Raw genomic sequence first — 24,884 nt, 5'->3', positions numbered from 1 at the left:
ACCGGTATCAGAAAGTAGTGTTGATACCTACGATGAAAGACCGGGTTTTAGGGTAATAATTTCTGACATCAATACCGGGGGTAAGGCCGCCCAGGTCCACTTCCGGATCTATACCGGTATACTGCGTGATGGTAAATACATTATTGACGTTGGCATACACCCGTAGTTTGCTGATATGCGGACTACGGGTTTTGATGGTATAACCCAGCGTCAGATTTTCCATCCGGAGGTAAGCGCCGTTTTCCAGGAACCGGTCGGATACCAGGAAGGAGTTTTTATCATTGTAAGACTCCTGCAGGGTATACCGGGCCACATTCGTCATCTTGGCATCGGTAGGCGTGTTCAGGCCGGCGAGGGTGGCGTTGAGTATTTTATTGCCCGATACGCCACGGATAAACAGTGTGAGATCAAAGGCTTTCCAGGTGAAAGTATTGCTCCAGCCATAGGTGATCTTAGGCTGTGCGTTGCCGGCCGTCAGCAGGTCGGCGGTTGTGGGAGAAGTGGTTACGCTGCCATCGGCTTTCTGATAGGTGGAGATACCATCTTTGTCTTTACCCAGGTAATGAAACAAGGTGAAAGTACCAATGGGCTGGCCTTCGGTTACTTTCTGGCTCCAGTTACCGGATTGTCCTTTACCACCTAATATGGCTACGGGTATATCCTTTAAGGTAAACTGTCCGCTGGAGAGAGAACTGATACTGTTGGTATTGTGCGATACGTTGATCGTGGTTCTCCAGGAAAAATCTTTCGTACTCACCGGGGTGGCATTCAGGATCACTTCTATACCCTTGTTGCTTACCTTGCCTACGTTGGTTAGCAGGGTGGTGGCAATATACTGCGTAGTGGATACCGGATAGTTCCAGATGAGGTCATCCGTTTGTTTGTTGTAGTAATCAATAGCGCCACTCAACCGCCCGTGGAACAACACAAAGTCGATACCGGCATTGAACATCCCGGTACGTTCCCATTTAAGATCGGGGTTGGCATTTTGTACCGGTGCAATCGCATTGATCAGTTGTCCGTTGTCATAGTAGCGGCCTACCGTGCTGTATTGCAGTTGTGCTGCCAGCGGATCGAAGCCAAGCGAATTGCCGGATACGCCATAACTTACCCGCAGCTTGAGATCTTCCAGGAAACGGAGCTGCTTCATAAAGGCTTCCTGACTGATACGCCAGCCCGCAGAGACGGCCGGGAAATAACCCCAGCGGGAATTTTTACCAAATGCAGAAGAACCATCATTACGCAGGGATGCCTGGAAGTAATATTTGTCGGCATACTGATAATTCAACCGGGCATAGTAGGAAATAAGACGAAGTGTCGTCAACGTGGTGGAAGTGGAGTTATCGAATACAATCGTGCCTGGCGGCGGATTGCTCAGTCCGAGGTTGTTGTAGGAAAGTGCATCACTGCCAAATCCTTGTGTGGTAACGCCAAATCCATCTCCGTTCTGGTCTTCCTGCCAGGAGTAACCCGCCAGTAATTTAAACTGATGTTTACCGGTGGTGAGATCGTAGTTGAAATAGGACTCAATGAGATTACGGGTATTGATCCAGGCGGTACGCGAAGCTTTCCCGTTGTTGCCTTTGGCGAGTACAGATAAACTGTTGTAGTAAATGTTGCGCGTAAACTGGTCCCGCTGTGTCGACAGGCTGGCGGTGTAAGTAAGACCGGGCAGGATAGTTACTTCCGCCAGGCCGTTGGCCAGCAACCGGGATGTTTTGGTTTTATCCTGGTTGTTTTCAATCAGCGCCACGGGATTATTGCTGCCGCGTACATTGCCGGCATAGTCTTCGGTAAAGCTGCCATCCGGCCGTTTGACAGACACCGTAGGCAGGTAATTCAACATATTGGAGAGTACTGCATCCGGTGAGTTTTGCTGGTTCGTAATGGTGTTGAATACGGAGAAGTCCAGCCGTAACCGGTCGTTAAAAGCCCGCTGGCCAATGTTGGCGCGGATACCCAGCCGGTTCAGGTCTGAGCCTTTGATGATACCGGGGTTGCTGAGGTAGTTCACACTTAAACCGTACGTAGTGGCTTTGGCGTTACCCATCAGCGAAAGGTGGTGGTTCTGGGAAACGGCCGTGCGCTGTACTTCTTTTTGCCAGTCTGTATTCACGGGTTGTTGGGTAACGGGGTCGAGGTCATTGTTGGCGGGTGCCAGTACCTGTCCGTTGTCTGCAAGGTATTGGCGGAGTTCATCGCCGGTTAGTACCTGCAGGCGTTTGGCCACCTGTTCTACGCCGATGTAGGCGTTGTAGGATAGCTTCATCTGGTCGTTCTTAGGCCGGCGGGTGGTGACCATAATAACACCGTTGGCTGCACGGGCACCATAGATAGCGGTAGAGGCGCCATCTTTCAATACATCGATGGAGGCAATATCATCCGGAGGGACGATGTCAATAGGCGCACCGGGTACGCCATCAATTACGTAAAATGGTTCCTGGGCGCCGTTGCGCAACGTGGATGGCCCTCTTAGTATAACCGTGGGCGTTTGGTTAGGATTCCCGCTTTTGGTAACGGTCAGCCCGGGTACTTTACCTTGCAGCAGCATGGCCGGATTGCCGATGACGCCCTGGTTGAATTCTCCTGCGTTCACAGAGCTGATGGCGCCGATGACATTTTTCTTGCTGGTTTTGCCGTAGCCGGTAATCACTACGTCGTTCAGTTGTTTCAGCCGTGGTACCAGCATGATTTGTAGTGGTCCGTCACCGGTGATGGCAACGTCTTTGTTTTCATACCCGATGAAAGAAATGTGGAGGGTACTGTTTTTACTGGTTACCGGCAGGCGGAAGAAGCCATCCACATTGGTTACTACGCCATTGCGGGTGCCGGCTTCCGATACACTTACACCGGTGAGCGGGGCGTTTTTCTCATCTGTTATCTTGCCCTGCACACTGTATTTTTCCTGTGCCAGCACAAAGGATGTCTGGAGTAGCGCAGGGGTGAACAGACAAAGAGCAGACAGCCGCGGGTGCATGAAAAACCGCAACAGGTAACGACTGAGATAGATCTTGTACATAGACTGTTTTTTTAGATTTGCTAGTGTTGATGATATGCGAATAAGCTATTGGCCGGAAGTGTACCCGGAAATGATCAGCTGTGCAGTGTGGTAAAACAGTGGCCTCCTGTATATGATATCATACAAGGGCATATGGCTGTGCAATATGTTGGCCGGTCATTGCGCGGATGACCAGTGGTTTTTACGTGCCGGCAAATCTAAAAATAAGGAGGTGTATTTTATAGCCTGCAAGGTTACCAGATTATTATCAAAAAAAGTGATGCAGGTAGTGCATGAAAAAAGCATCTCCGAAGGATGTTATAACATATATGGATATACGAAAATAAAATCCTGTAATAAAAGAACAGCAGCCCGGCGTTGCCGGGACTACTGTGTATTGCAATGGGATGACCATATACCGGTTGTAACTGCCGCTACAGTTGCCTTGCCTGCTCTGAACGCAGTATAGGTGTTAGTAGTATGCCTGTATATCGCTGACCGTATTTGCCGGGAAAACGCGCTGTCTGCGTATCCCGCATCGGGGAAGATGGTGGAAAGCAGGCAACGTACGGGAGCAGGATATCGCTTTTCATATCAGGGAAATATGCTTACCGGAAGTTACTGAAAAGTGCAAAGAAAATTAAGGAATGAGTAGTTTTTTTACGAGACGGGTTGTACCATTGGTAATCAATACCATGTAGTACCCGGCAGACAGGTTATCGGTGGAGAAGGTAATCCGGCTGCTGTTGTATTGCCGGTCTATCCGTACATTTTTACGGATATCCGTTACCGTCACGCGTACCGGAAAATGGGCATCGAAGGTAGATAGCTGTACCTGAACGATGCTGCCCGGTACGGCAGGGTTGGGAAATAGCACTGCATCACTGATGGGTATCTCAGCCTGCGTGGCGGCAGCCAGTATGGTTACCGTAAATGCTTCCCAGCCGCTGATGGCGGTACGGTTACAGGTCATCGGCTGCGTACCGTTTTCACTGGAAATATAACGGCCGTTATTCCCCCGCAGGGAAATCTTCCCGTCGGCATTTACAATCCAGTCAAATTTTTCCCAGTCCTGGATACTGGTACGGTTACACGTAATAGCCTGGGTCCCGTTTTCAGAAGATACATATTTCCCCTGGCTGCGCAGGGCAATTTTGCCGTTGCCGGCAGCTGTTACTACAAACTGTTCCCATCCACCGGCGGTGGTGCGGTTGCAGTTCATAGGGGTGGTCCCGTTTTCACTGCTGACGTATGCCTGATTGAATCCCCGCAGGGTAATGGTAGCGCCTATGGGGGCAGGAGAAGCGGGCGGCCCCGGCGCCACTGCGGCTACGGTACCGTCGTTGGCAACGGTATTTTCAAAACGGATATTTTGTAAAACTGCATTCATATTGCCGGCGCCGTCCATCAGATAGGGCGGTGGTATCCGGCGGAGGGCGGCATTTTCTCCGGCATCAAAACGTTTGTAGGTCCAGTGGCACCAGCCGATACCTTTGGCATTCAACGCGCTGATATTTTCACTGAGCCAGGTGTTGTTGTTTTCCCCGGTTTCTCCTACCCATACCGGTACGTTATGCGTTTGCCGGAAGTTAACCAGGTTGGCAATCAGGTTGATCTGGTTGGGATTGGGGTCGGTAGTGGTGGGAGAGTTGGTAATCCAGTAACGATGGGCATTGTACACCAGGTTGCTGCGGTTGCTGAAAGTAAATGGTTCCATATAGTCGTACTGGTTACCCCAGCCATTGCCTTCTATCATCAGCAGGTGGTTGTCGCCCTGCGCCCGGATGGCATTGATGAGCCGTTCGTACAGGGCATGTATCCACCGGTTGTCGGGTACATTATTAGGTTCGTTGATGAGGTCATAAAAAGCAATGGCATTTTGCTGATGGTAGCGGGCAGACAACCGTTGCCACAGGCGTACGGTAATATCCTGGTAGATGGGTGTATTCCAGAGGTCATTGCCTTTCAGGGCGTCGGCAATATTGGCGTCTGTACCCTGTGCGCCGGGGGCAGCATGCAGGTCCAGTACCACATAGATGTTCCGGGCAGTGCTCCAGGCCAGCAGGCTGTCGATCAGCCGGAAGCCTTCCAGGCTGGCATCATTGAACAGCTGGTTGTTATTGTACCAGGTGCCCAGCGAACTGACATAACTGCTGTAGGTATTGCTGTTGCGGGCTACGCCGTTACGAACAGCCCGTTGTGCGTTGGTGAGAAACAATTCATAATGTAGTGGAATACGCACACAGTTAAAACCAAGGGAAGCCATGTAATCGATGTCTGCCCGGGTAATAAAGTTGTTGCGCCACTGCTGGTAGAAATTTTCTACCGCTGCGTCAGACTGCCCCTGGTCATACAGCCGTTTTTTAATGGACCATTGGGTGCCGCCACCGGTAAAGGATGGTTTAATCATATACCCTTCCTGTAGTAGCCAGCCCCCGAGGCCAACCCCTTTCAGGATCACTTCCTGGCCGGCTTCATTGACCATTCGGGTGCCGTTGGCCTGCAAACGGGACAACTGGGAATAGGCGGGCGTTGTAAACAGGGTCATAACAACAAATAACCATAGGACATGGCGGAAAACGTGGATCTGCATAGTGGAATTTTTAGATGAAACAATGAAGCCGTTAAGGTAAAGCGCTACCGTATATCCGCCTTTTTTTCCACTACTTCAATACTACATCATAGGGCTAAAAGCTGTCTGGCAGAGAGATGGAGCGAATGCTTGCCGGTAAGGGTCAGCCAGGTAAAATATTATCCTACTAATTTAGTAGATTATTCATATCTTACCGTCGGTAGCGCAGGAACCCTGTACACTGGTGCAATACAGCTTCGCTGTAAGCCATCATCTTAAATAATGATCTGATCATCAATAATTGAAAACATGGATACCCAAGCCCTGGTAAATCTTTTGCGTAAAACCCATCAGGCAGAATGGGAGGCGACCCCCACATCACAGGATGCCATCTCGTGGCTGAACGATTTGGTACAGTTTCTTTTTCCCGGTAATCATCTCCCTAAATATACTTCCTATGAAGGGGTGCTTAAAAAAAATCAGATCGATCTGGAAAACATGTTGCTGACCTACCTCGATCCCCGGGAAATTAATATCGAAGCAATTGTGGCTGCCTTTTATGATTCGCTCGGTACCATTTACCAGCATCTCCGGCAGGACGCTGCTACGATTCATGCCTACGACCCGGCCGCTACGAGTGTCAACGAAGTGATTGTATCCTACCCGGGATTTTATGCCATCACCGTATATCGTATTGCCAACCGCTTATCACAGTTGCAGGTACCGGTACTGCCCCGCATCATCAGCGAATTCGCCCATGGTAAAACAGGTATTGATATTCATCCGGAAGCCTCTATCGGCGTCCCTTTTGTCATTGACCATGGTACGGGTATTGTCATTGGGGCTACCAGTGTCATCGGCGCCAATGTGGTGATTTATCAGGGGGTAACCCTGGGGGCTTTACAGGTAGCCAAGGAATTATCTACTTCCAAGCGGCATCCTACGGTAGAAGACAATGTAATTATTTATGCCAGAAGTACGATACTGGGAGGCGAAACCGTGATCGGCAGAAACAGTATCATTGGGGGCAGTGTGTTTGTGACCAAAAGTATCCAGCCGTATTCCCAGGTATTTAATACCCACCAGCTCCGTATCCTGATTAAATCCGAAAACAGGAATGAAGACCTGCCCACCGGCACCTGATCATCCTTAAAAATATATTGACCGGATATGGAAAATATATTTTTCTGTATCTATAGGAATATGACATTTTTAGAAAGATGCCGTTACCTGTTTTTCGTAGGGTTGTTGCCGGTAGGCCTGTTTTTATCTGCTTGTGAAGAAAACAAAAAGACGCCGGCAATACCGCAACGGGAAGCTGGTTATGCTGTACTGGACCCGCAACGGGTACATAAAAAAGCCGCACAGCTGCAACAGTATGCGGCCGCACATGGTTACAACACGCAATATGCTTTGCTGATTGATTTCCGCGTTTTTTCGGGCAATCCCCGTTTTGTATGTTATGATCTGCGCAGGCGGCGGATCCTGAGTAAGGGCCTGGTATGCCACGGCCAGGGACCGGATTACCGGGTGGAAAAACCCGTTTTCTCCAACGTAAATGGCAGCCGCTGTTCTTCGCTGGGGCGCTACCGGATTGGCGGCAAATACAATGGTCGTTTCGGTACGGCCTATAAGTTATATGGGCTGGACAGTAGCAACAGCCGTGCCTTTGAACGGTTTGTGGTATTGCACGGCCATGCCTGCGTACCCGAGGAAGCGCAATTACAAGGACTATGCCGCAGCGATGGCTGCCCTACTTTAAACCCCGCTTACTTTGAAACCGTACAGACTTACCTGGACAAACCCGGTAAGCCGGTACTGTTGTGGATATATCATTAAGGGATATTATGATGGAGTTCCCAGCTGATGAAGATCATAGTACCGCTTCACCAGCTGGTTGATGAACCGTTTCAGGTAACTTTCACTTAAAAAGGAATTCGACCAGTTGTCATACCGCGCACATTGTACCCCCAGATAAAAGAAATATACACTGACGCCGAGGGCAGGTAACAACCGTTTTTCTTCCTCGCTGATGGATGTAATGGAAGTATAGCCTTCCAGGAAGCAAGCCTGTTTGACCTGGAAAGTAGCCTCATCGCGAATCATGTTACTGAGCTGCAGCAGGTAATAGGCAATATCTATACATAGCCAGCCATTGCCGCAAAAGTCGAAGTCAAAAAGGGTGACCTGATGCGCGGTATTAATGTTCAGGTTATCATACCAGATATCCAGGTGTACGCCTCCGTGGCGGATGGCTGCCGTATCGGCCTGGTTGAGTGTCGCCAGCAGATATTGTTGGGCGGCCTGCATAAAATGCATTTCTTCGGTACCGGCAGATAAAAACTGTCCGATCTTTTCGAGCGAATCCACCAATAGCAACTGCGGTGTATAGGTAACTCTGTTTAATGTCCGGTGATGGGTAAGCTGGTGGAACCGTGCCATCAGCACGCCTATCTGGTAATGTACTTCATCGGCATATTGATGCAGCTTCTCGCCGTCGGCATAGGAGAACAACACGCCGTAACGGTCGCCTTCCGGCGCGGGCAGCACCTGCAGGTATTGTTGCTGCGGGTCGGCAATGGGGTAGGATACCGACAGCTGATTTTCCTGCAGGAACAGCAAGAGTTGCAGCTCTGCCTCGATCTCGGCGCGGGTACGCCAGTGGAGGCTATACACCCGGAATACATATTTGTGGCTGCCGGTATCAACCAGGTAAGTATCATTGATACCCGCTTTAATAATACGGCATTGTATAGTACCACTGAGCTGATATTGATGTTGTAGCCACGTGGCCAGGGCGCTGGCAGAAAGGTTGGAGTTGGAAACAGGGAAGTGTTGCATGGACGTGAAATTTAAAAGGGGGGTCAAAGGTATATAAAAAAACAGGTGGTGACCAACAAGTAGCAGAATAAAGTGAGGAAAGTAATCTTGTAGGGGTTTTAACAGGATTTTGCCACCATCGCCGGCACTTCTCTGGCCGATAGCCATTACATTTGTAAAAAAAATCAGGATATGTCTGTACGGAGCAAAGCAGTGTGGATGGTGATGCTGGCAGGGTTAACCGCCGGCGCCTTAACGGCGGGAGTTCCCGTGCGTGCAACAACGGAAGTGAGCCGGCAAACGGTAGCGGATATACGCGAAGGAGATATTATATTCCAGGTATCACAATCTTCGCTGAGTACCGCTATTCAGCTGGCTACGCACTCTAAGTATAGTCACTGCGGTATTATTTTTAAGAAAGCAGGCAACTGGTATGTATATGAAGCATTGCAACCGGTACGATATACGCCCCTGCAGGAGTGGATTGCGCGGGGCAAAGATAAACACTATGTGATCCGTCGGCTTCGGCAGGCAGATAGTGTACTCACGCCGGCGGTGCTGGAAAAAATGAAGACAGCCGGCGCGAAGTACCAGGGCAAGAATTATGATTTTTATTTTGGCTGGTCAGACGACCGGATTTATTGTTCAGAATTGGTATGGAAGATCTATAAAGCGGCTACAGGATTGGAAATAGGGGCCTTACAACCCCTGAAGGATTTCGATCTCAGCAGACCGGAAGTAAAGGCGAAGATGCAGGAAGTATATGGTAGCAAGCTGCCGTTATCGGAGATGATTATTTCTCCGGTGAGTATGTATAATTCGCCACTGCTGGTAACGGTAACGGATAAATGAAAGTAATAAAACACGGGTTACTGCATCCGTAGTAGTACCCGTGTTAAGCAGGTATCAGCCCGTATTATGCCGGCTGTAATACCATGGATAATATCGGGAACGGTTTGCCCATGCCGTCTACCGGAGAGCGGTGTACCACCTGAAACCCCATGTGGCGGTAAAATCCAACCGCCTGTTCGTTCTGCTCATTTACATCCACTTCGGTAATGTGGAGCTGTGTGATGCCGTGGCGTAGCAACGCTTTGCCCACACCTTTGCCCCGGGTATCCGGATGAATAAATAACATCTCTACCTTGTTATCCGCGGTGCCCATAAAGCCGGTAATCTGTCCGGTTTCATCTTTCGTACAGCATAAGCTGACCGCATCAAAATAGGTATTTAATATTAACGGTTTAAAGTATTGTATATCCGTTTCCGTTAGGAAATCATGTGTGGCTCTTACAGATGCTTCCCATACCTGGAGCAACTGTGGGTAGTCTGCTTTGTTAACCTGACAGATGTTCATATGCCTTATATAATATTGTTTGCGAAAATACAGGTAATCTTTTCCGAAGATAAAGGAAGTTTCGCAAATCAAATCTAATGTAACTGACTGGTTACTATGCTGAATAAACCCAAAGGGCGCCTGCATCCAGGTACATACAGATGCCCTTTCAGTTGCCGGTTACGCATCCACTTTCATTTCAAACAACGCATAGTCATTATTCTGGTAATGTTTCGGCAGCGTGTCTGTTTCTCCTACATGGGTAATGCCTTTGGGGGTAAAACCACAGCGGAGATAATAATCTTCCAGTTTCGGATTGGGACAGCCGGTATCTACTCTGATGAACAGTTTATTTTGTTCCCGCGCAAATTCCTTCGCCCAGTTAATAATATGCTTCACGAAAGAGTTGCCTCTGAAAGCAGGATTGGTACTGATCCGGTGGATATACACTGCCGGGTCGGCGTTCATTTCCAGCCAGATGTACGGATCACTTTCCGTGATCAGAAAAACACAGGCTACCTGCTGATCTATCACGATTTTCCATTGCCGCCCTTCTGCTATTTCTCTTTCAATCATCGCCGGGTCAAATCCTTTCCACACCCGGTCGGTATATAAATGTTGATAAGCAGTGGCAGCTTCATAAAGCTCCATAATAACGGAAATATCTTCGGGTGTACTTTTTAAAAATTGCATAGTCTGTTTATTTTTTTTATGGTAGGTGTACAACCGGCCGGTGATTATACAGGTGCAAATTTCTATCAAAAAATAATACTAGAACAGATTCAGTTTTGATAATTTTGACCAGATCAGATTTTAATAGGGTGAAACTGGTAGCCTGTTTGGTTGATATACGAAATGCCGTGTATTATCGATCAACCGTTAACGGTAACCGCTATATGAAAAATATTACCGGTGAAAGCTGCCGGTAATTATCTAATTTGTAGACTACAGGAATCATATCAGATGCAAGCCACCGTAACCTTATTGCAAACAGCTTTGCTGCCGGACTTTCCTTCCGGATCAGCTATAGTATATCATCAGGACAAACTTTACCTGGTGGGCGACGATGCCACCTATGTGCGGGTAATGGACACCCAGTACCAGGAAATAGCCCGCATTCCGCTTTTTGAGACAACAGTTCCCCGCATTCCCAAGGCGCAGAAGGCCGACCTGGAAGCGGCTGTGATACGGGAATGGGAAGGTGTAACTACTTTATTGCTGATTGGTTCCGCGGCCACCCCGCAACGGGAACAACTCATCTCCATCCCGTTATCCAACGCTGGCACCCCGCTCTTTTATCCCAATCCGCTGATACCGGCATTACAACAGGCCGGGTTAACGGAACTGAATATAGAAGGGGCTACGATCATTGGTGATAAACTGGTGTGGGCCAACCGGGGCAACGATACCCATCGTACCAATCACCTGCTGGTGACGGTACCGGACATAGAAACAACGGCAGCACCCATATCGTTGACCATGATAGCGGTGGATACCGGTATTAAAGATACCCCGCTGTTTACCGGCATATCGGAACTGTGTTACGTGGCACAGCACGACCTGCTGTTACTGGCGGTATCGGTGGAAGCCACGGCCAATGCCTATGACGACGGGGAAATCGGAGATAGTTATATTGCCTGGATAACGAATGTCAGTACCCGGCTGCACCACCGGGCACTTACCTGCGACGGATACGTGGCTTTAGGCGCTGTCAGTGAGGTATTGAAACAACAGAAAATAGAAGGCATCTGTGTGGAATCCATCACAGCTGATTCCTGGATATTACACCTGGCCTCCGATAACGATGCCGGCGCTACAGGCTTATTCCGCATCAGCTTCCGGCTCACTTCTTAACGGCGTGTAGCCTTTCACGTTTGTAAGATACCTGCCAGTATATTCACCACAGTGGTGATCTCTTTGGGATTAAGCGAGGCAAATCCGAAACGCAGGGCATTCAACGACAGGCCACCGTAATTGTAATGAGCGCCATCACTGATGGCCACGCCCTGTGCGGCTGCTTTAGTTGCCAGTACCGGCAGTGGGTGGCGGCGGTGGAAGGGCAGCCATAACGCCATGCCGCCATTCGGCGGTACAAAATCTACGGCATCTCCTAATTTAGCTGTCAATAGCCGGCATAACAGATCCCGCCTTTCATGATAAATCTTGTTGGACTTTTTAAGGTGTCGTTCAATCGTCCCATCGGCCAGCAATAAGGCGAGGGCTTCTTCCGACAGGTTATCGCCACGCAGGTCCATCAGGCGACGCAAAGCCGTGGCAGCTTCAATGAAGGCTGCCGGCGCAATCATATACCCGATACGGATAGATAGGCCCAGCGATTTGGTCATGGAGCCGATATAGATGACATGACCGCCATGGTCTGCACTGGCCAGCGGCAGTATGGGGGCCGTGGGGTAGTGGTAGTCGTAATCATAGTCATCTTCTATAACGGCCAGCTGATAGGTGCGTATCAGCTGTAACAGTTTCATACGGCGCACTGCACTGAGCGTGACTGTGGTAGGGTGGTGGTGGTGACTGATAATATACAGACAACGGATCTTACGGGTGCGGCATAATTGTTCCACCGCATCTGTATCAATGCCATCCTGGTCTGCCGGTACCCGCAGGAGTTGCGCACCCAGTTGCTCAAAACACTGGTCTGCATAAAAGTAATTGGGCGAGGCTACAATCACGGCGTCTCCTTTCTTCACCAGCAAAGAAGCGGCGAGGTAAATGGCCATCTGCGCACCTCTGGTGATCAGTATATTCTGCAGGTCCAGCCGGAGGCCTCTGGTGTGGCTGAGATACCGGATGGTTTCCTGCCGCAGGTTTTCACTGCCTGCCGTAGGCCCCTGTGTCAGGCGCTTGGGGTATTGCGGACTTTGGATAATGCTCCGGCAGGCCTTTATCCATTCTTCCAGGGGAGCCAGTCTGACGTCAGGTGCCCCATCATTGACAACCAACCGGGTTTTGGTGGGCGCTACCTGCGCTGGCAGCGAAGGAATCTGCGTATTGAACCGGAAGCCGGGCGTTTGTGCATAGGGCGATACGGCCGGTTGATAGCTCCTGGGCTTCATCAGCGGCAGATTGGTGGCTACCATCATGCCCTTGCGGGGGATGGCCACAATCCAGTCCTGGCTCAGTAACTCTTCATAGGCCGCGATCACGGTTTTGCGGTGCAGCTGTAATAGATCGGCCATAACCCGGCTGCCGGGCAGATAGCTACCGGGCTGCAGGATGCCTTCCTGGATCAGGTTAATCAGGCGGCCGGCAATCTGCTGGTAAACGTGTTGTTTCAGCTGCTTATCGGGTTGCAGGAGTGTTTGAAAAGGTAACATCTGGACTATTCACTAATTGTAATGTGGACTACTAAGATAGTCCTGATGGAATTAATTTTGAAGAAAAAAACAAGCGTTTTTTTGATCACGATACAAACCCATAACATGAGAATCGTTAAAACAGCCCTGGACGATGCATCCCGGCAAGCCTGCAGTGAAACCCTCTTACACCTGCGTCCGCATATCTCTCCGGATCGCCTGGTAGCCCAGCTGAAAGAAATGGCGGAAGAAGGTTTTCACCTGATTTATCTCACTGCAGATGAAGATGACACCAAAGTGGTGACCTGCGCCGGTTATCGTTACATACATAACCTGGTCAATGGCAGGATTATTTATATTGATGACCTGGTAACCTTACCGGCCTATCAGGGAAAAGGCTATGCGTCGGTGTTGCTGCGGCATATTAAAGCACTGGCTGCTGAGGCAGGGGTGCAGAAGGTAACGCTGGATTCGGGCCATCAACGCACCACTGCCCACCGTCTATACCTGAACCATGGCTATACGATTACGGCTCATCACTTCTCGCAATCATTATCATAAATATATAAAACGTATATCCATTCCTGTTATAGGACAGCGCTGCTGCAGCTGCCCTTTGCTGCTGCTTCGGGCATTAAAAAAAATAATACCTTTGCGGCATGGACATACTTTTTGACGAACAGAAACTCTCTGTAAAATATGATGAAGGCATCGATACAGTCGTACGCTGGAAAGATGTAACCGGTATCTCAGGATATAAAGTATATGCATATCCCGGAGAGGTGACTTTCCTGGTGTTTAATGTAGACAGGGGAGAAGGCGTGGAAGTGTCGGATGAGATGAGCGGATGGCTGGAACTGATGGGTAGCCTGCATACCATTTTTCCGCTGCCGCAGGGATGGGAAGAACCCCTGAACGAAATCGAGCCGGGAGAGGAAGATATCCTCCTCTATACCCGTAAATAGTATAAATGCCTTACATGAAAGGTTTACGCTGCCGGACCATTACCGCGGCGTAAACCTTTTTTTATGGCTGCGGGCAGCAGCCATATAGTAACAATCCCTCCGGGAAGCGATGTCCCCTTGTCTTTCCTATACAGATACCTTGTATATTTGCTGCGGTCCTGCCGCACGCATTGTTGATTTATTTAGTCTATTAATTTGGTAGACTAAAAAGTTGTTATTAATTTTATCTTTATAAAACAACGGGTCTGCATGAAAGGAAACTATAGCAACTGTGATCACCCGTTCAACCTGAATCTCTAAATAAATAAAATCTGTTCGCGCAGGTCCCGGAGTACATCATTAAATTTTATTAACCGGCTTTTCGTATAGTCTTCCCTGTTCACGCGGTATAGATCCGCCGGAGTGGCTATGTAGTTTATTAAACCAAAGTTACCTATGTATCTTATTTACGCACGCACGTGTAAGAAAAAATGGTTACGTGCTTTTTTTATGCTGGCTTTATGGTTGCCTTTAACAGTATGGGCACAGGAAAAAAGTGTAAGCGTGACCGGTATCGTGCAAAACGAACGCAAAGAAGTATTGCCGGGCATCTCCGTCATCGCCCGCAACAGTAACACCGGCGTGGAAACCGCCGCCCAATCCAATGGAGCGGGCATCTTCACTTTTACCGGATTACCAGCCGGCGGCCCGTATACTTTTCGTTTTACGGCGATTGGCTTTGAAACAAGACAGCTGGCCGGACAAGTCATCCAGGCCGGCAAACCCCTGCAACTAACCATTGTACTCCAGGAAGCTACTTCCGCCCTGAACCAGGTAGTGGTAGTCGGTTACGGTATACAGCGGCGGCAGGCTATTACAGGTGCCGTAACGTCTATCCGTGCTGCTGACCTGAAAGATCAGCCAGTGACCAGCTTTGGCCAGGCCATTGCGGGTAAACTGCCCGGTGTACAGGTTATTCAGAACAGCGGTGCCCCCGGTGGTAGTATCAGTATCCGTATCCGCGGCCTGAACTCCATTTCCGCCGGTACCGATCCACTCTATGTAATAGATGGTATTCCGCTTTCCAACGACCTGAAAAACCTGCAGGGAAGCACCGATGTGGTGAACATCACAGGCCAGGCTTCTTTTCAGAAAGCGCCAGACCCGTTGAGCACCCTCAACAGCGATGATATTGCCAGTATCGATGTGCTGAAAGATGCGGCTGCCTCGGCCATCTATGGCTCCCGCGCCGCTAATGGCGTGGTGCTGATTACCACCAAAAAAGGTAAAATATCCGGCCCGCCCGCTTTCTCCTATAATATGTATGCCGGCTTTCAGCAGGTCAGCAAAAAAATAAAAATGCTGGACGCCTATCAATGGGCGAAACTCACCTTCGATGCTAAAAACACCGCCTACCTCGACAATGTACCCGGTGCAAAAATCACGGATGATAATGCCACCCGTGGTAACGCTAACTATCAGCTACCCCCGGAAATCCTGCCTTATCTGCAAGGACAGCCCGGCCTGACGAATACCGACTGGCAGGACGCGCTGTTCCGCAATGCGCCGGTACAAAATCATACCCTGTCTGCTGCCGGTGGCAACGACAAATTCCAGTACTACATCTCCGGAAATTATTTCGATCAGCAAGGTGTGATCATTAACTCCGGCTATAAAAGATATGGGCTGCGGGCCAACCTCACAGCAGCGCTGACACCAAAACTCAAGGTAGGCGTGACCGTTAATCCTACGGTAGACCACTACGACCTGGTGAACAGTGAAGGCCCCTGGACCTTCGACGGTATCCTCAGTAATGCCCTGAAAGCATCTCCCATTTTCCCGGTATATAATGCAGATGGCACCTTTGCCACCAACAAACAAAATACCTGGGCCTATGGCTATTCCGGCGGAGAAAACCCGGTAGCACTGGCTTCGCAGATCTACGATAAAATGGATCATATCCGCAACCTGGGTAGTGTATATGGTGAATATGAAATCATCAAAGGCCTGAAGTTTAAAACCTTCTTTGCCGCAGATATCAATCATTTCAGCCGCAATTTTTTCCGCCCTTCCACATTGGGTAGCTACAAACCGGTACAACAGGCGGCGCCTACCATCCCTAAAGGATCGGCACAAACTGCCCTGGCAGTCAACTGGATCTGGGAAAATACCCTGAACTACCAGTTCGAAATCGGCTCCCGGCATAAATTCGATGTGCTGGCAGGATATACCTCTCAGAAAAATAATACCCGCGCGAGCGAAACATTGGGAACCGGATTTCCCAATGATGCCGTAAGAACTATCAACGCTGCCACTATTACCAGCGGCACTTCTTCGGAGTCGCAGTGGTCTTTGCTGTCTTACCTGGGCCGCGTGAACTACAGTTTTGCCGATAAATACTTTCTGTCCGGTAGCATCCGCAGCGACGGTTCCTCCCGTTTTGGCGCCCACAACAAGTGGGGCTATTTCCCGGCTGTTTCCGCCGGATGGCTCATCAGTAATGAAGGCTTCTTTAAGGTGCCCTTTATTTCTGAACTGAAAGCCAGGATCAGCTACGGTAGCAGCGGTAACTTCCAGATCGCCAACTACGGCGCCTACGACCTGATGGCCTCCAATAACTATGTACTCGGGCCAGGCACAGGTACCGCTGTGAATGGCGTAGGGGTAACACAGCCCGGGAATCCGGACCTGACCTGGGAGAAAACCGTGCAACTCAATGCCGGTATCGACATTGGCCTGCTCTCCAACCGGATCTATCTCAGCGCCGACTACTACCGGGCCACTACTTCCGACTTATTACTCAATGTACCGGTGCCGCTGAGCTCCGGATTCGGCACTGCTTTGAAGAATGTAGGTAAAGTACAGAACAGCGGATTTGAATTTGGGGTAACCTCCCGTAACCTCACCGGTGCGTTGGTATGGAATACCAGCTTCAATATTTCCGCCAACAAAAACAAAGTATTACAATTGGGTAGTACCAATGCGCCGATTATCTCTGATGGTGGTAACGGTACTATTTCCCAGCTATATATTACCCAGGTAGGCGCGCCTATTGGCAGCTACTACGGCTATGTAAACGGGGGTGTCTTCCGCGATGCGGAAGAGGTGAAAGGATACCCGCATTATCCTACTGCCAAACCCGGCGACCGCCGGTTTGTAGATGTGAAAGAGGATGGTAAGATAGATGCGAACGACAGAACTACCATCGGCAGCTACTTCCCGGATTTTATCTGGGGGCTGACCAACGAATTCCGCTACAAAAACTTCGACCTCACGGTATCCCTGCAGGCGGTACAGGGCAATGAAATCCTCAATCTGCAACGTCGCTTCCTCTTCAACGCGGAAGGTAACGGCAATCAGATGGCGGAAGTAATGAGCTACTGGAAGTCGCCCACCGACCCAGGTGATGGCAATGCCATGAGAGCCAATCGGGTGACCAATGCCAACAGTGCACAGATCAGTTCCTTCCACGTGGAAGACGGTTCTTTTGTCAGATTGCGTAACCTCACCATCGGCTACACCATCGATCCGAAAGTAGTCCGCAATAAAATCAACGGGCTGCGTATCTATGTATCCGGACAAAATATCTACACCTGGACGCGTTATACCGGCTATAATCCGGAAGTAAACGCCCGGCCTGACAGTCCGTTGTCACAGGGAGAAGATTACGGTACTTATCCTTTACCCCGGACATTTACAGCGGGATTAAACCTTACTTTCTAAAACCGGCTACCATGAAACTATCTGTTACCACCACCATACTCACGATTGCTGCTGCGCTGGTTTCCTGCAGTAAAAGTTTTATCGACCTGCCACCAGTGTCGAATCAAACCACCAGCACCTTCTTTAAAACATCTGCTGATTTCCAGCAAGGAGTGAATGCGATATACGACGGCTTACAAAGTAACCGTACCTATGGTAAATCCAGTTACTACCTGATGGAGATCCGCAGCGACAATACAGATATATTTGACCGGGGCGCCAATGCTGGTATTGCTTCGCAGATAGATCTCTTTACCGAAATCACCACCAATCCTTTCCTGACGGATGTATACGCCGGCTCCTATGTGACGATCTCCCGGGCCAATGCCGTGTTGGATCAGGTAGATGGGGCTGCGATACCCGACAACGATAAAAAACAATTCAAGGGAGAAGCGCTCTTCCTGAGAGCGTTGGTGTATTTCGACCTGGTAAGACTATACGGGAAAGTACCCCTGGTGATCAAAACGGAAACCACCAGTGAATCGCTCAACGACAAACGCAATGAAGTAACGGAAGTATATGCCCGCATAGAGCAGGATCTGCAAACTGCGGCCACCTTGCTGCCTGCTGCCTATACTAACGGTAACGACTATGGGCGTGCAACCGCCCTGGCCGCCAATGGCCTGCTGGGAAAAGTACTGGTAACAGAAAAGAAATGGGCGGCTGCTACAACGGTGCTGAACAAAGTATTGAACAATGCTTCCCTGTTACCGGAATATGCCGCGCTGTATACGCCTGCCAATGTGGTGAATGCAGAAACGCTTTTTGCGGTACGGTTTAAAAAAGGATTAAGTCCTTCGGAAGGCAATACCTACTTCTCTGATATGGTACCCGTGAATTTTTATTTCAATGGCATCAGCTATGGCGGTAGTAATAACAACAGGCCTACAAAAGATCTGGTGAAAGCCTATGAAGCCGGCGACAAGCGTCTGGCAGCCTCACTGGATACGACCTCTTATGCCAACGCAACTACGGTACAACGAGGCAACTACGTAAAGAAATACCTCGATGCGCCGGCAGCTACCAACGATGCCGGCAGCAGCTTCCCGATCTTGCGTTATGCCGATGTGTTGTTACTGGCTGCAGAAGCCCTGAACGAACAAGGTTATAGCGCCGGCGGCCCTGCCTTCGATTACCTCAACCAGGTACGCCGCCGGGCAGATATTGGTGAGAAAAAGGCCGTGGATTTGCCGGATCAGACCAGCTTCCGGGATGCCATTTTCCGCGAAAGACGTGTGGAACTGGCTTTTGAAAATAACCGCTGGTTTGATCTCATCCGCTATCAGAAAGGATTGACAATTATGCAGGCACACCTGCAACAGGAATATGGTTTGGCAACACCGGTACTCACCACCAACCGGCTATTGTTTGCTATTCCGCAAAGCGAAATTGATATTCACAACGACCCTGTCAATTTTCCGCAGAACCCATAAAACGATCGTAATGAGATCATAAAAAAAGCAAGCATGAAGCGACTGGTTTTTAGTTTGCTGTGCATGGCCGTATTTTTTACGGCACATGCGCAGCAAAGCGGGGATTCTTTATGGATAAAAGAAAACTACCGGAAGGAAGAAAAGTATATCACCATGCGGGACGGAGTAGGTTTATTTACCACGATCTACCGGCCCAAAGACACAATCACGGCGCATCCGGTACTGCTCACCCGTACTCCTTATTCCTGTGCGCCGTACGGAGCAGACCATTTTACACCGGACCTGTGGAACTGCTATTGGTCTGCGTATGTCCGGGAGGGTTATATCATTGTTATACAGGATGTACGCGGCCGCTGGATGAGTGAAGGCGCATTTGTGAATGTACGGCCCTTTAATCCGGATAAAAAAGGTACCGACATCGATGAGGCCAGCGATGCCTATGACACGATTGACTGGCTGGTGCACCACGTACCGGGAAATAATGGAAAGGTAGGCGTATTCGGGATTTCCTATCCCGGATTCTATGCAACCATGGCCGCACTCAGCGGGCATCCGGCATTGAAGGCGGTGAGTCCGCAGGCGCCGGTAACAGATTGGTTTCAGGGAGATGATTTCCATCACAACGGCGCCTTGTTTCTGATGGACTGTTTTGGTTTTTTTATGAAAGGATTTGGTTATCCGCATCCGGCGCCCACAGCGGTGCCACCGGTGCCGGCGCTGAAAATTCCGATGGCCGATAACTACCAGACCTTTCTGCAAATCGGCCCCGTGAAAAACTTTACCCGATTAACGGGCGACAGTATCGCCTTCTGGAAAGACCTGGTGGCGCATCCGCATTATGACGACTGGTGGCAGGCACGGGATGCCCGCAGGCATGTACAGCGTATAGCGCCGGCAGTACTGGTGGTAGGGGGGCTCTTTGATGCAGAGGATTGTTACGGCGCGTGGAACCTGTACAAGGCCATAGAACAGCAAAAAGGCGCTACGCATTTTAACAAGCTGGTGATTGGGCCCTGGTATCATGGCCAGTGGGCGGCTAACGATGGCACCCGTTTAGGACATGTACAGTTTGCAGCCAATACAGCTGCCTGGTATCAGCAAAATATAGAAGTCCCTTTTTTCAATTACTACCTGAAAGATAAAGGTAGCCTGGATACACTGGCAGAAGCCACAGTATTTTTTACCGGCGAAAATCAATGGCATCATTTTGCGCAGTGGCCGCCCGCTGCTACCGCGAGCAAGGCGTTGTACCTGCAACCTGGTGGGCAGCTGGACTGGCATAAGCCGGTGAAACCTGTACAGGCATTCAGCGAATATATCAGCGATCCGGCGCGTCCGGTACCCTATACGGGCGATGTACATTATGTACGTACCCGCGATTATATGACCGATGATCAGCGCTTTGCTGCCCGCAGAAACGATGTACTCACTTTTGAAACGCCGCCGCTGTCGGCTGCCGTAACCCTGAGTGGCCCGGTGCTGGCGGATCTGCTGGTGAGTATTTCCGGAACGGATGCCGATTTTGTGGTGAAGCTGATCGATGTTTTCCCGGATGATTTTCGTTATGCCGATGCGCCTCCGCCCAATAAAACCCGCAATGCCGGCGGCCCTTATCCGATGGGTGGTTACCAGATGCTGGTGCGGGGCGAAATCCTGAGGGGAAAGTTCAGGAACAGCCTTACAGTGCCCGAAGCGTTTGTACCGGGTAAGGTAACGCCGGTGAAGTTTCGATTGCCGGATGTGGCGCATACTTTTCAAAAAGGGCATCGCATCATGATACAGATACAAAGCAGCTGGTTTCCGCTGGCAGACAGGAATCCGCAGCAGTTCCTGAATATCTATGAAGCAAAGGAAAGTGATTTCCGGCGGTCCACGATCCGTATCTATCACGACGACCGCCGTAGCTCTGGTATTATACTGCCGGTGTTACCTTAACGTTTATTTGTCCGCCTGCTTGAAGTGAATCTCCATCACCATCTTTATGAGTACCTGGCGGGAGGTGGTGGTGTCTTCCTTTTGAAGGATGAGTTGCTGGTTGGTCAGCGTTTTTATCTGGAACTCCCGGGTGGCGCCGTTGGTTTCCACCAGCGTGATGTTTTTGTTATCCGGGGAGAGGCGGTAGGCTTCATAACGTTGCCCGCCATCGTCGATGGTACCATCTGCTTTGAAGTCCATCACATCCACCGGCGTAAAGTGGGTGTCGGTTTTTTCTTCTTTTTGTGCGTTGTCTGCGTAAATGGTATAGGTAAACTTTACCGGCTGCCATTTATGCACAATGGAAGCAGCAGGTTGACTACAGGCGCTAATGACAGCCATCAGCCCAAAAAGGAGGCGGTGGCGATAGTACTTTTTTTTCATGAAGACAACGGGCATTTCTCGAACCGTTCCGGGGACAAAAGTATCATTTTTGTGTGGATGCAGGTATTAATGGCTTTCACCTAGTTGTCGTTCCCGCTCAAAGAAGCTTTGCTGCTTCATTTGTTTTTCCACTTCATCAATGGCTTTCATCAGGTTGTTCCGGGTGTCGGTAATGGCCGTGAGGGCGGCCACCATTCTGTCCCATACCGGTTGCATCTGCGCAACGAGCGCGTTGCCTTTTTCCGTGAGGAGTATCAACCGTTTACGTTCATCCGTTTTATCTTTTCTGGACCGGATCAGTTTTTGTTTTTCCAGCTCCCGTAGCAGGCTGATAGTGGAGGGGTGGGTGTAACCTATTTCCGCCGCAATTTCCACTACGCTCAGTATGTTTTTCTTATGCAGGGTATAGATGACCGGAAACCATTTCGGTTCAAAGTCAATGTTATTGGCCTGGTAAATCAGCAGTCCGTCTTTGCGGATCTGGTCTGCCAGTCTTTGTAACCGCGTGGCAATGGCCAGCAGACCCGATTCATCGATTACGTTTGTCATACGTTTTCCGCTTTCAGCTGTAAATGATAGAAAACATTATCTGCACTCATAATGGGGAAGTAGCCAGGCAGGTCTGCTTTAGCGATCTGCTGAAAATGATTACGTTCATAAAAACGTACGGCTGCCGCCAGTTTGTCTACCGTTCCCAGGTAGAGATCCGTGATGCCGGTCTGCTGGCTATGGGCGATAAGGTGCTGGAGTAGTTGTTGGGCAATACCGAATTCTTTGCCGCGGAATGCTTTCCTGACAAACATTTTGCGGACAGCGCCTGCCTGGTGTCCGAGGGAGATGAGGGCAATGGTACCCACCAGTTCACCGTTGACGCTGGCACCCCAGAAGCCGCCACCTGTGCGATGATAGTTGTTTTCGATATCCAGCAGGTCTGGCTGATCTTCCAGCGTAATGGGAATGTTGAATTCCTGTTGCTGTATAGGAAGAATAATGTCAATCACTTCCCGGGAATATTGGTTGCCAATACTGTTGATAACTGGAACTGTTTGCATGATTTTCTATTTATGGTACAAAACTACGTAGTTGACTACATATGTCAAAAAATATTTTTTGAGGAGATGTTAAAACCTTTTCTGGTATGGAGGGACATGGTTTTATGGAGATGTTGTCAGCGATGGTTTGCTGATTGGCAGATGACCTTTTTCTGCTGTTTTTCAGATAGCTGTTGCAGCAGTTTATAAATGCCTGTTCACCCCTAAAGCCGGTTACTTCGTTGGGTATAACGGTTACGGCTATCTGTTTTTTAGCTGCACGGGTTGCGCTATGGTGTAGTTATAGGTGCTGTAAAGAGATGATATCCGACTGGGTTATTTTATACAACACATGTTTTTGCAGGGAACTATCAGCTGCGACTAAGGGATGATCAAACAGGCCTACCTGGTGCATACCAATTTTCTGCATGACTTTTTCGGAACGTTGGTTTTGTACAGCCGTGAAGGAATAGATTGCCGGAAAATGAAAATGGCGGAATCCATATTCCAGGCAGGCCCGTGCCCCTTCGGTGGCCAGTCCCTGACCCCATACAGCGGATTGTAGCCGCCAGCCTATTTCTGTGCAGGGAGTAAAATCGGTGGGGAAGGAAGGTGTAGAAAAACCAATGAATCCGATGAATGTACCCGTGCTCAGTAGATCGGTTGCATACAATCCATAACCCTTTTCCCGGAAATGCGTTTGGATGCGCATTATCAGTGCAGCGGTAGCTTCGGCAGTCATTAATTGCGGAAAGTATTGCATGACGGCAGCATCCTGGCCCATGGCAGTAAAGGGAAGGGTGTCGCTGTCTTGCCAGTGCCTGAATCCCAGGCGGGGAGAGGTAAATAAATATTTATCCATGATGAAACAGTACGTGAAGCAGCAAAAATAATCATCCTGTATCATTGACCCTAATAGATGTTGTTACCTGTTTTTTGAGGTGGCCGTGTATAAAGAAGTAGCAGGGAGCCGGAAATAGGCATAAGTGGAGAAACGATCAGATTTGCGGGATGCACTGGTGTGCAGCGGGTAAGCCATAAAAAGCCAGCCTGTAAATATGTTGTCAACGAAAGAACGTTACAGGCTGGCCGGGATCATTTAACAATATTCATCAAAGGTGGCGATCAGGTCACCGGCTACGGAACGGGCATCGCGACCTTCAATCCTGTGCCGGGGCACAAATGCTACTATTTCACCATCCTTGAACAGCGCAATGGAAGGTGAGGAAGGCGGAATATCCGGAAAGTAGCCACGCATCTTCGCGGTAGCTTCCAGATCCTGTCCGGCGAAAACACTGACCAGCCGGTCTGGTTTTTTAGTATGTTCCAGTGCGATTCGCACACCTGGCCGCGCCATGCCTGCAGCAGATCCGCAAACGCTGTTAATAACAACCAGGGTGGTACCGGTTTTCTGGTCCATGATTTTATCTACCTCTTCTGGTGTCAGCAGTTCCTGTACACCAATCTCAGTTAATTCTTCCCGCATGGGTTTTACTAATAAAGGAGAATACGGCATAATTTTTTTTTAGGTGTTTCAAAATAGTGTTGGTTACTTATTGTATAAAAAGATGAGCGCATGATTTAGCAGCATTCGTTGAATATGGTGTTAAGACGAAGGTGCAGCATGCAGGTGTTTTTGAACATGCAATGGCTCGTGCTCCCTTAACAGAATTCATCAAAGGCAGCGATTAAGTCATTGGCAATTGCGTTGGCGTCCCGGCTTTCAATGCGGTGTTTGGGGATAAAGTACACCAGTTCACCATCCTTGAAAAAAGCAAAGGCCGGCGAGGATGGGGGAATATCCGGAAAATAGCTACGTATCCTGGCAGTAGCTTCCAGGTCCTGTCCGGCGAAAACACTGACTGTCTGATCTGGTTTTTTTGTATGTTCCAACGCCTTTTGGATGCCTGGGCGCGCCGTTCCTGCTGCACATCCGCAAACGCTGTTAATCACGACCAGGGTGGTACCGGTTTGCTGGCCCATGACTTTATCTACATCTTCTGGTGTAATCAATTCCCGGACACCGGCATCGGTTAATTCTTCCCGGAAGGGTTTTACTAATAAAGGAGAGTACGGCATAAATTCTTTTTTAGGTGTTTCAAAACAGCTATTGGTTATCTTCTTTATAAAAAGATAAGAGAATTATTTAGCAGTATTTGTTAATCCATTTTTATTAACATATTGATATTAAGATGACGGGGTTAGGTGAATATAGACAATATAAAACTGCAGAGGGCCCAACAGGTGAAGGATTGAGACGCCTCCTGCCGGTAATTGTCTTGGGGGGATCAGGCGAGACTGCATCAGATGATCATC

At 49.4% G+C, this 24,884-nt stretch carries 21 protein-coding genes; 9 read left to right on the top strand and 12 right to left on the bottom strand.

All coding sequences use genetic code 11. The features are described from left to right. Positions 1-7: 7 nt before the first annotated feature. Positions 8-3,019, bottom strand: coding sequence for a SusC/RagA family TonB-linked outer membrane protein (locus tag OL444_RS20115; protein ID WP_264730251.1), 3,012 nt, complete (start codon positions 3,017-3,019; stop codon positions 8-10). Positions 3,020-3,638: 619 nt separating this feature from the next. Further along, positions 3,639-5,591: a cellulase family glycosylhydrolase gene (locus OL444_RS20110; protein ID WP_264730252.1), complete on the bottom strand. Its 1,953-nt coding sequence runs from the start codon at positions 5,589-5,591 to the stop codon at positions 3,639-3,641. A 288-nt stretch (positions 5,592-5,879) separates the two neighbouring features. Between OL444_RS20110 and OL444_RS20105 the strand changes: the two genes are divergently transcribed. Both OL444_RS20105 and OL444_RS20100 read left to right on the top strand, forming a co-directional pair. Next, the gene (locus OL444_RS20105; protein ID WP_264730253.1) at positions 5,880-6,713 is read left to right on the top strand and encodes a serine O-acetyltransferase; all 834 of its coding nucleotides are present in this window, start codon (positions 5,880-5,882) and stop codon (positions 6,711-6,713) included. A 60-nt stretch (positions 6,714-6,773) separates the two neighbouring features. Then, on the top strand, positions 6,774-7,409 hold the full coding sequence (locus tag OL444_RS20100; protein WP_264730255.1) for a murein L,D-transpeptidase catalytic domain-containing protein: 636 nt from the start codon (positions 6,774-6,776) through the stop codon (positions 7,407-7,409). Between the two features lie 6 nt (positions 7,410-7,415). Here the strand turns inward: OL444_RS20100 and OL444_RS20095 are convergent, their stop codons facing one another. Then, positions 7,416-8,411, bottom strand: a complete 996-nt coding sequence (locus tag OL444_RS20095; protein WP_264730257.1) for a phosphotransferase — start codon at positions 8,409-8,411, stop codon at positions 7,416-7,418. 171 nt (positions 8,412-8,582) lie between these two features. Between OL444_RS20095 and OL444_RS20090 the strand changes: the two genes are divergently transcribed. After that, positions 8,583-9,242 (top strand): YiiX family permuted papain-like enzyme, encoded by a 660-nt coding sequence (locus OL444_RS20090; RefSeq protein WP_264730259.1) that lies wholly within the window; start codon positions 8,583-8,585, stop codon positions 9,240-9,242. A 64-nt stretch (positions 9,243-9,306) separates the two neighbouring features. Here OL444_RS20090 and OL444_RS20085 read toward each other — a convergent pair whose 3' ends face one another. Further along, positions 9,307-9,747: an acetyltransferase gene (locus tag OL444_RS20085; RefSeq protein WP_264730260.1), complete on the bottom strand. Its 441-nt coding sequence runs from the start codon at positions 9,745-9,747 to the stop codon at positions 9,307-9,309. 159 nt (positions 9,748-9,906) lie between these two features. Further along, positions 9,907-10,419 carry a GNAT family N-acetyltransferase gene (locus OL444_RS20080; protein WP_264730263.1) on the bottom strand — a complete coding sequence of 171 codons (513 nt, stop codon included), beginning with the start codon at positions 10,417-10,419 and terminating at the stop codon, positions 9,907-9,909. A 270-nt stretch (positions 10,420-10,689) separates the two neighbouring features. Here OL444_RS20080 and OL444_RS20075 point away from each other — a divergent pair, with 270 nt between their 5' ends. Further along, positions 10,690-11,580: a DUF6929 family protein gene (locus tag OL444_RS20075; RefSeq protein WP_264730265.1), complete on the top strand. Its 891-nt coding sequence runs from the start codon at positions 10,690-10,692 to the stop codon at positions 11,578-11,580. 14 nt (positions 11,581-11,594) lie between these two features. On the opposite strand, the gene OL444_RS20070 is transcribed toward OL444_RS20075, so the two are convergent. Beyond that, positions 11,595-13,061: an aminotransferase-like domain-containing protein gene (locus tag OL444_RS20070; protein ID WP_264730267.1), complete on the bottom strand. Its 1,467-nt coding sequence runs from the start codon at positions 13,059-13,061 to the stop codon at positions 11,595-11,597. A gap of 105 nt (positions 13,062-13,166) precedes the next feature. On the opposite strand from OL444_RS20070, the gene OL444_RS20065 reads away from it, so the two are divergent. From OL444_RS20065 to OL444_RS20045, 5 genes are all read left to right on the top strand, one after another. After that, on the top strand, positions 13,167-13,601 hold the full coding sequence (locus OL444_RS20065; protein ID WP_264730268.1) for a GNAT family N-acetyltransferase: 435 nt from the start codon (positions 13,167-13,169) through the stop codon (positions 13,599-13,601). Positions 13,602-13,699: 98 nt separating this feature from the next. Then, positions 13,700-14,005, top strand: coding sequence for a hypothetical protein (locus OL444_RS20060; RefSeq protein WP_264730270.1), 306 nt, complete (start codon positions 13,700-13,702; stop codon positions 14,003-14,005). 435 nt (positions 14,006-14,440) lie between these two features. Beyond that, a complete protein-coding gene (locus OL444_RS20055; RefSeq protein WP_264730272.1) occupies positions 14,441-17,707 on the top strand; it encodes a SusC/RagA family TonB-linked outer membrane protein in 3,267 nt (1,088 codons plus the stop codon). A gap of 11 nt (positions 17,708-17,718) precedes the next feature. Then, positions 17,719-19,179 (top strand): RagB/SusD family nutrient uptake outer membrane protein, encoded by a 1,461-nt coding sequence (locus OL444_RS20050; protein ID WP_264730274.1) that lies wholly within the window; start codon positions 17,719-17,721, stop codon positions 19,177-19,179. 33 nt (positions 19,180-19,212) lie between these two features. After that, positions 19,213-21,114 carry a CocE/NonD family hydrolase gene (locus tag OL444_RS20045; RefSeq protein ID WP_264730276.1) on the top strand — a complete coding sequence of 634 codons (1,902 nt, stop codon included), beginning with the start codon at positions 19,213-19,215 and terminating at the stop codon, positions 21,112-21,114. Positions 21,115-21,117: 3 nt separating this feature from the next. On the opposite strand, the gene OL444_RS20040 is transcribed toward OL444_RS20045, so the two are convergent. The 6 genes from OL444_RS20040 to OL444_RS20015 all read right to left on the bottom strand — a co-directional run bounded on the left by OL444_RS20040 (position 21,118) and on the right by OL444_RS20015 (position 24,647). Then, positions 21,118-21,537: a lipocalin-like domain-containing protein gene (locus OL444_RS20040; protein ID WP_264730278.1), complete on the bottom strand. Its 420-nt coding sequence runs from the start codon at positions 21,535-21,537 to the stop codon at positions 21,118-21,120. A gap of 66 nt (positions 21,538-21,603) precedes the next feature. Continuing rightward, a complete protein-coding gene (locus OL444_RS20035) occupies positions 21,604-22,086 on the bottom strand; it encodes a MarR family winged helix-turn-helix transcriptional regulator (RefSeq protein ID WP_264730279.1) in 483 nt (160 codons plus the stop codon). Continuing rightward, positions 22,083-22,589 carry a GNAT family N-acetyltransferase gene (locus OL444_RS20030; protein WP_264730281.1) on the bottom strand — a complete coding sequence of 169 codons (507 nt, stop codon included), beginning with the start codon at positions 22,587-22,589 and terminating at the stop codon, positions 22,083-22,085. The genes OL444_RS20035 and OL444_RS20030 overlap by 4 nt, the downstream gene beginning before the upstream one ends. 280 nt (positions 22,590-22,869) lie before the next feature. Continuing rightward, positions 22,870-23,430, bottom strand: a complete 561-nt coding sequence (locus OL444_RS20025; protein WP_264730283.1) for a GNAT family N-acetyltransferase — start codon at positions 23,428-23,430, stop codon at positions 22,870-22,872. A 237-nt stretch (positions 23,431-23,667) separates the two neighbouring features. Continuing rightward, on the bottom strand, positions 23,668-24,084 hold the full coding sequence (locus OL444_RS20020; RefSeq protein WP_264730284.1) for a BrxA/BrxB family bacilliredoxin: 417 nt from the start codon (positions 24,082-24,084) through the stop codon (positions 23,668-23,670). Positions 24,085-24,230: 146 nt separating this feature from the next. Further along, positions 24,231-24,647 (bottom strand): BrxA/BrxB family bacilliredoxin, encoded by a 417-nt coding sequence (locus OL444_RS20015; protein WP_264730287.1) that lies wholly within the window; start codon positions 24,645-24,647, stop codon positions 24,231-24,233. Positions 24,648-24,884: the final 237 nt, after the last annotated feature.

The organism is Chitinophaga nivalis (assembly GCF_025989125.1).
GTDB lineage: Bacteria > Bacteroidota > Bacteroidia > Chitinophagales > Chitinophagaceae > Chitinophaga > Chitinophaga nivalis.
The sequence above is the reverse complement of the archived record's forward strand: the minus strand, read 5'-3'. Positions and strand labels throughout refer to the sequence as shown.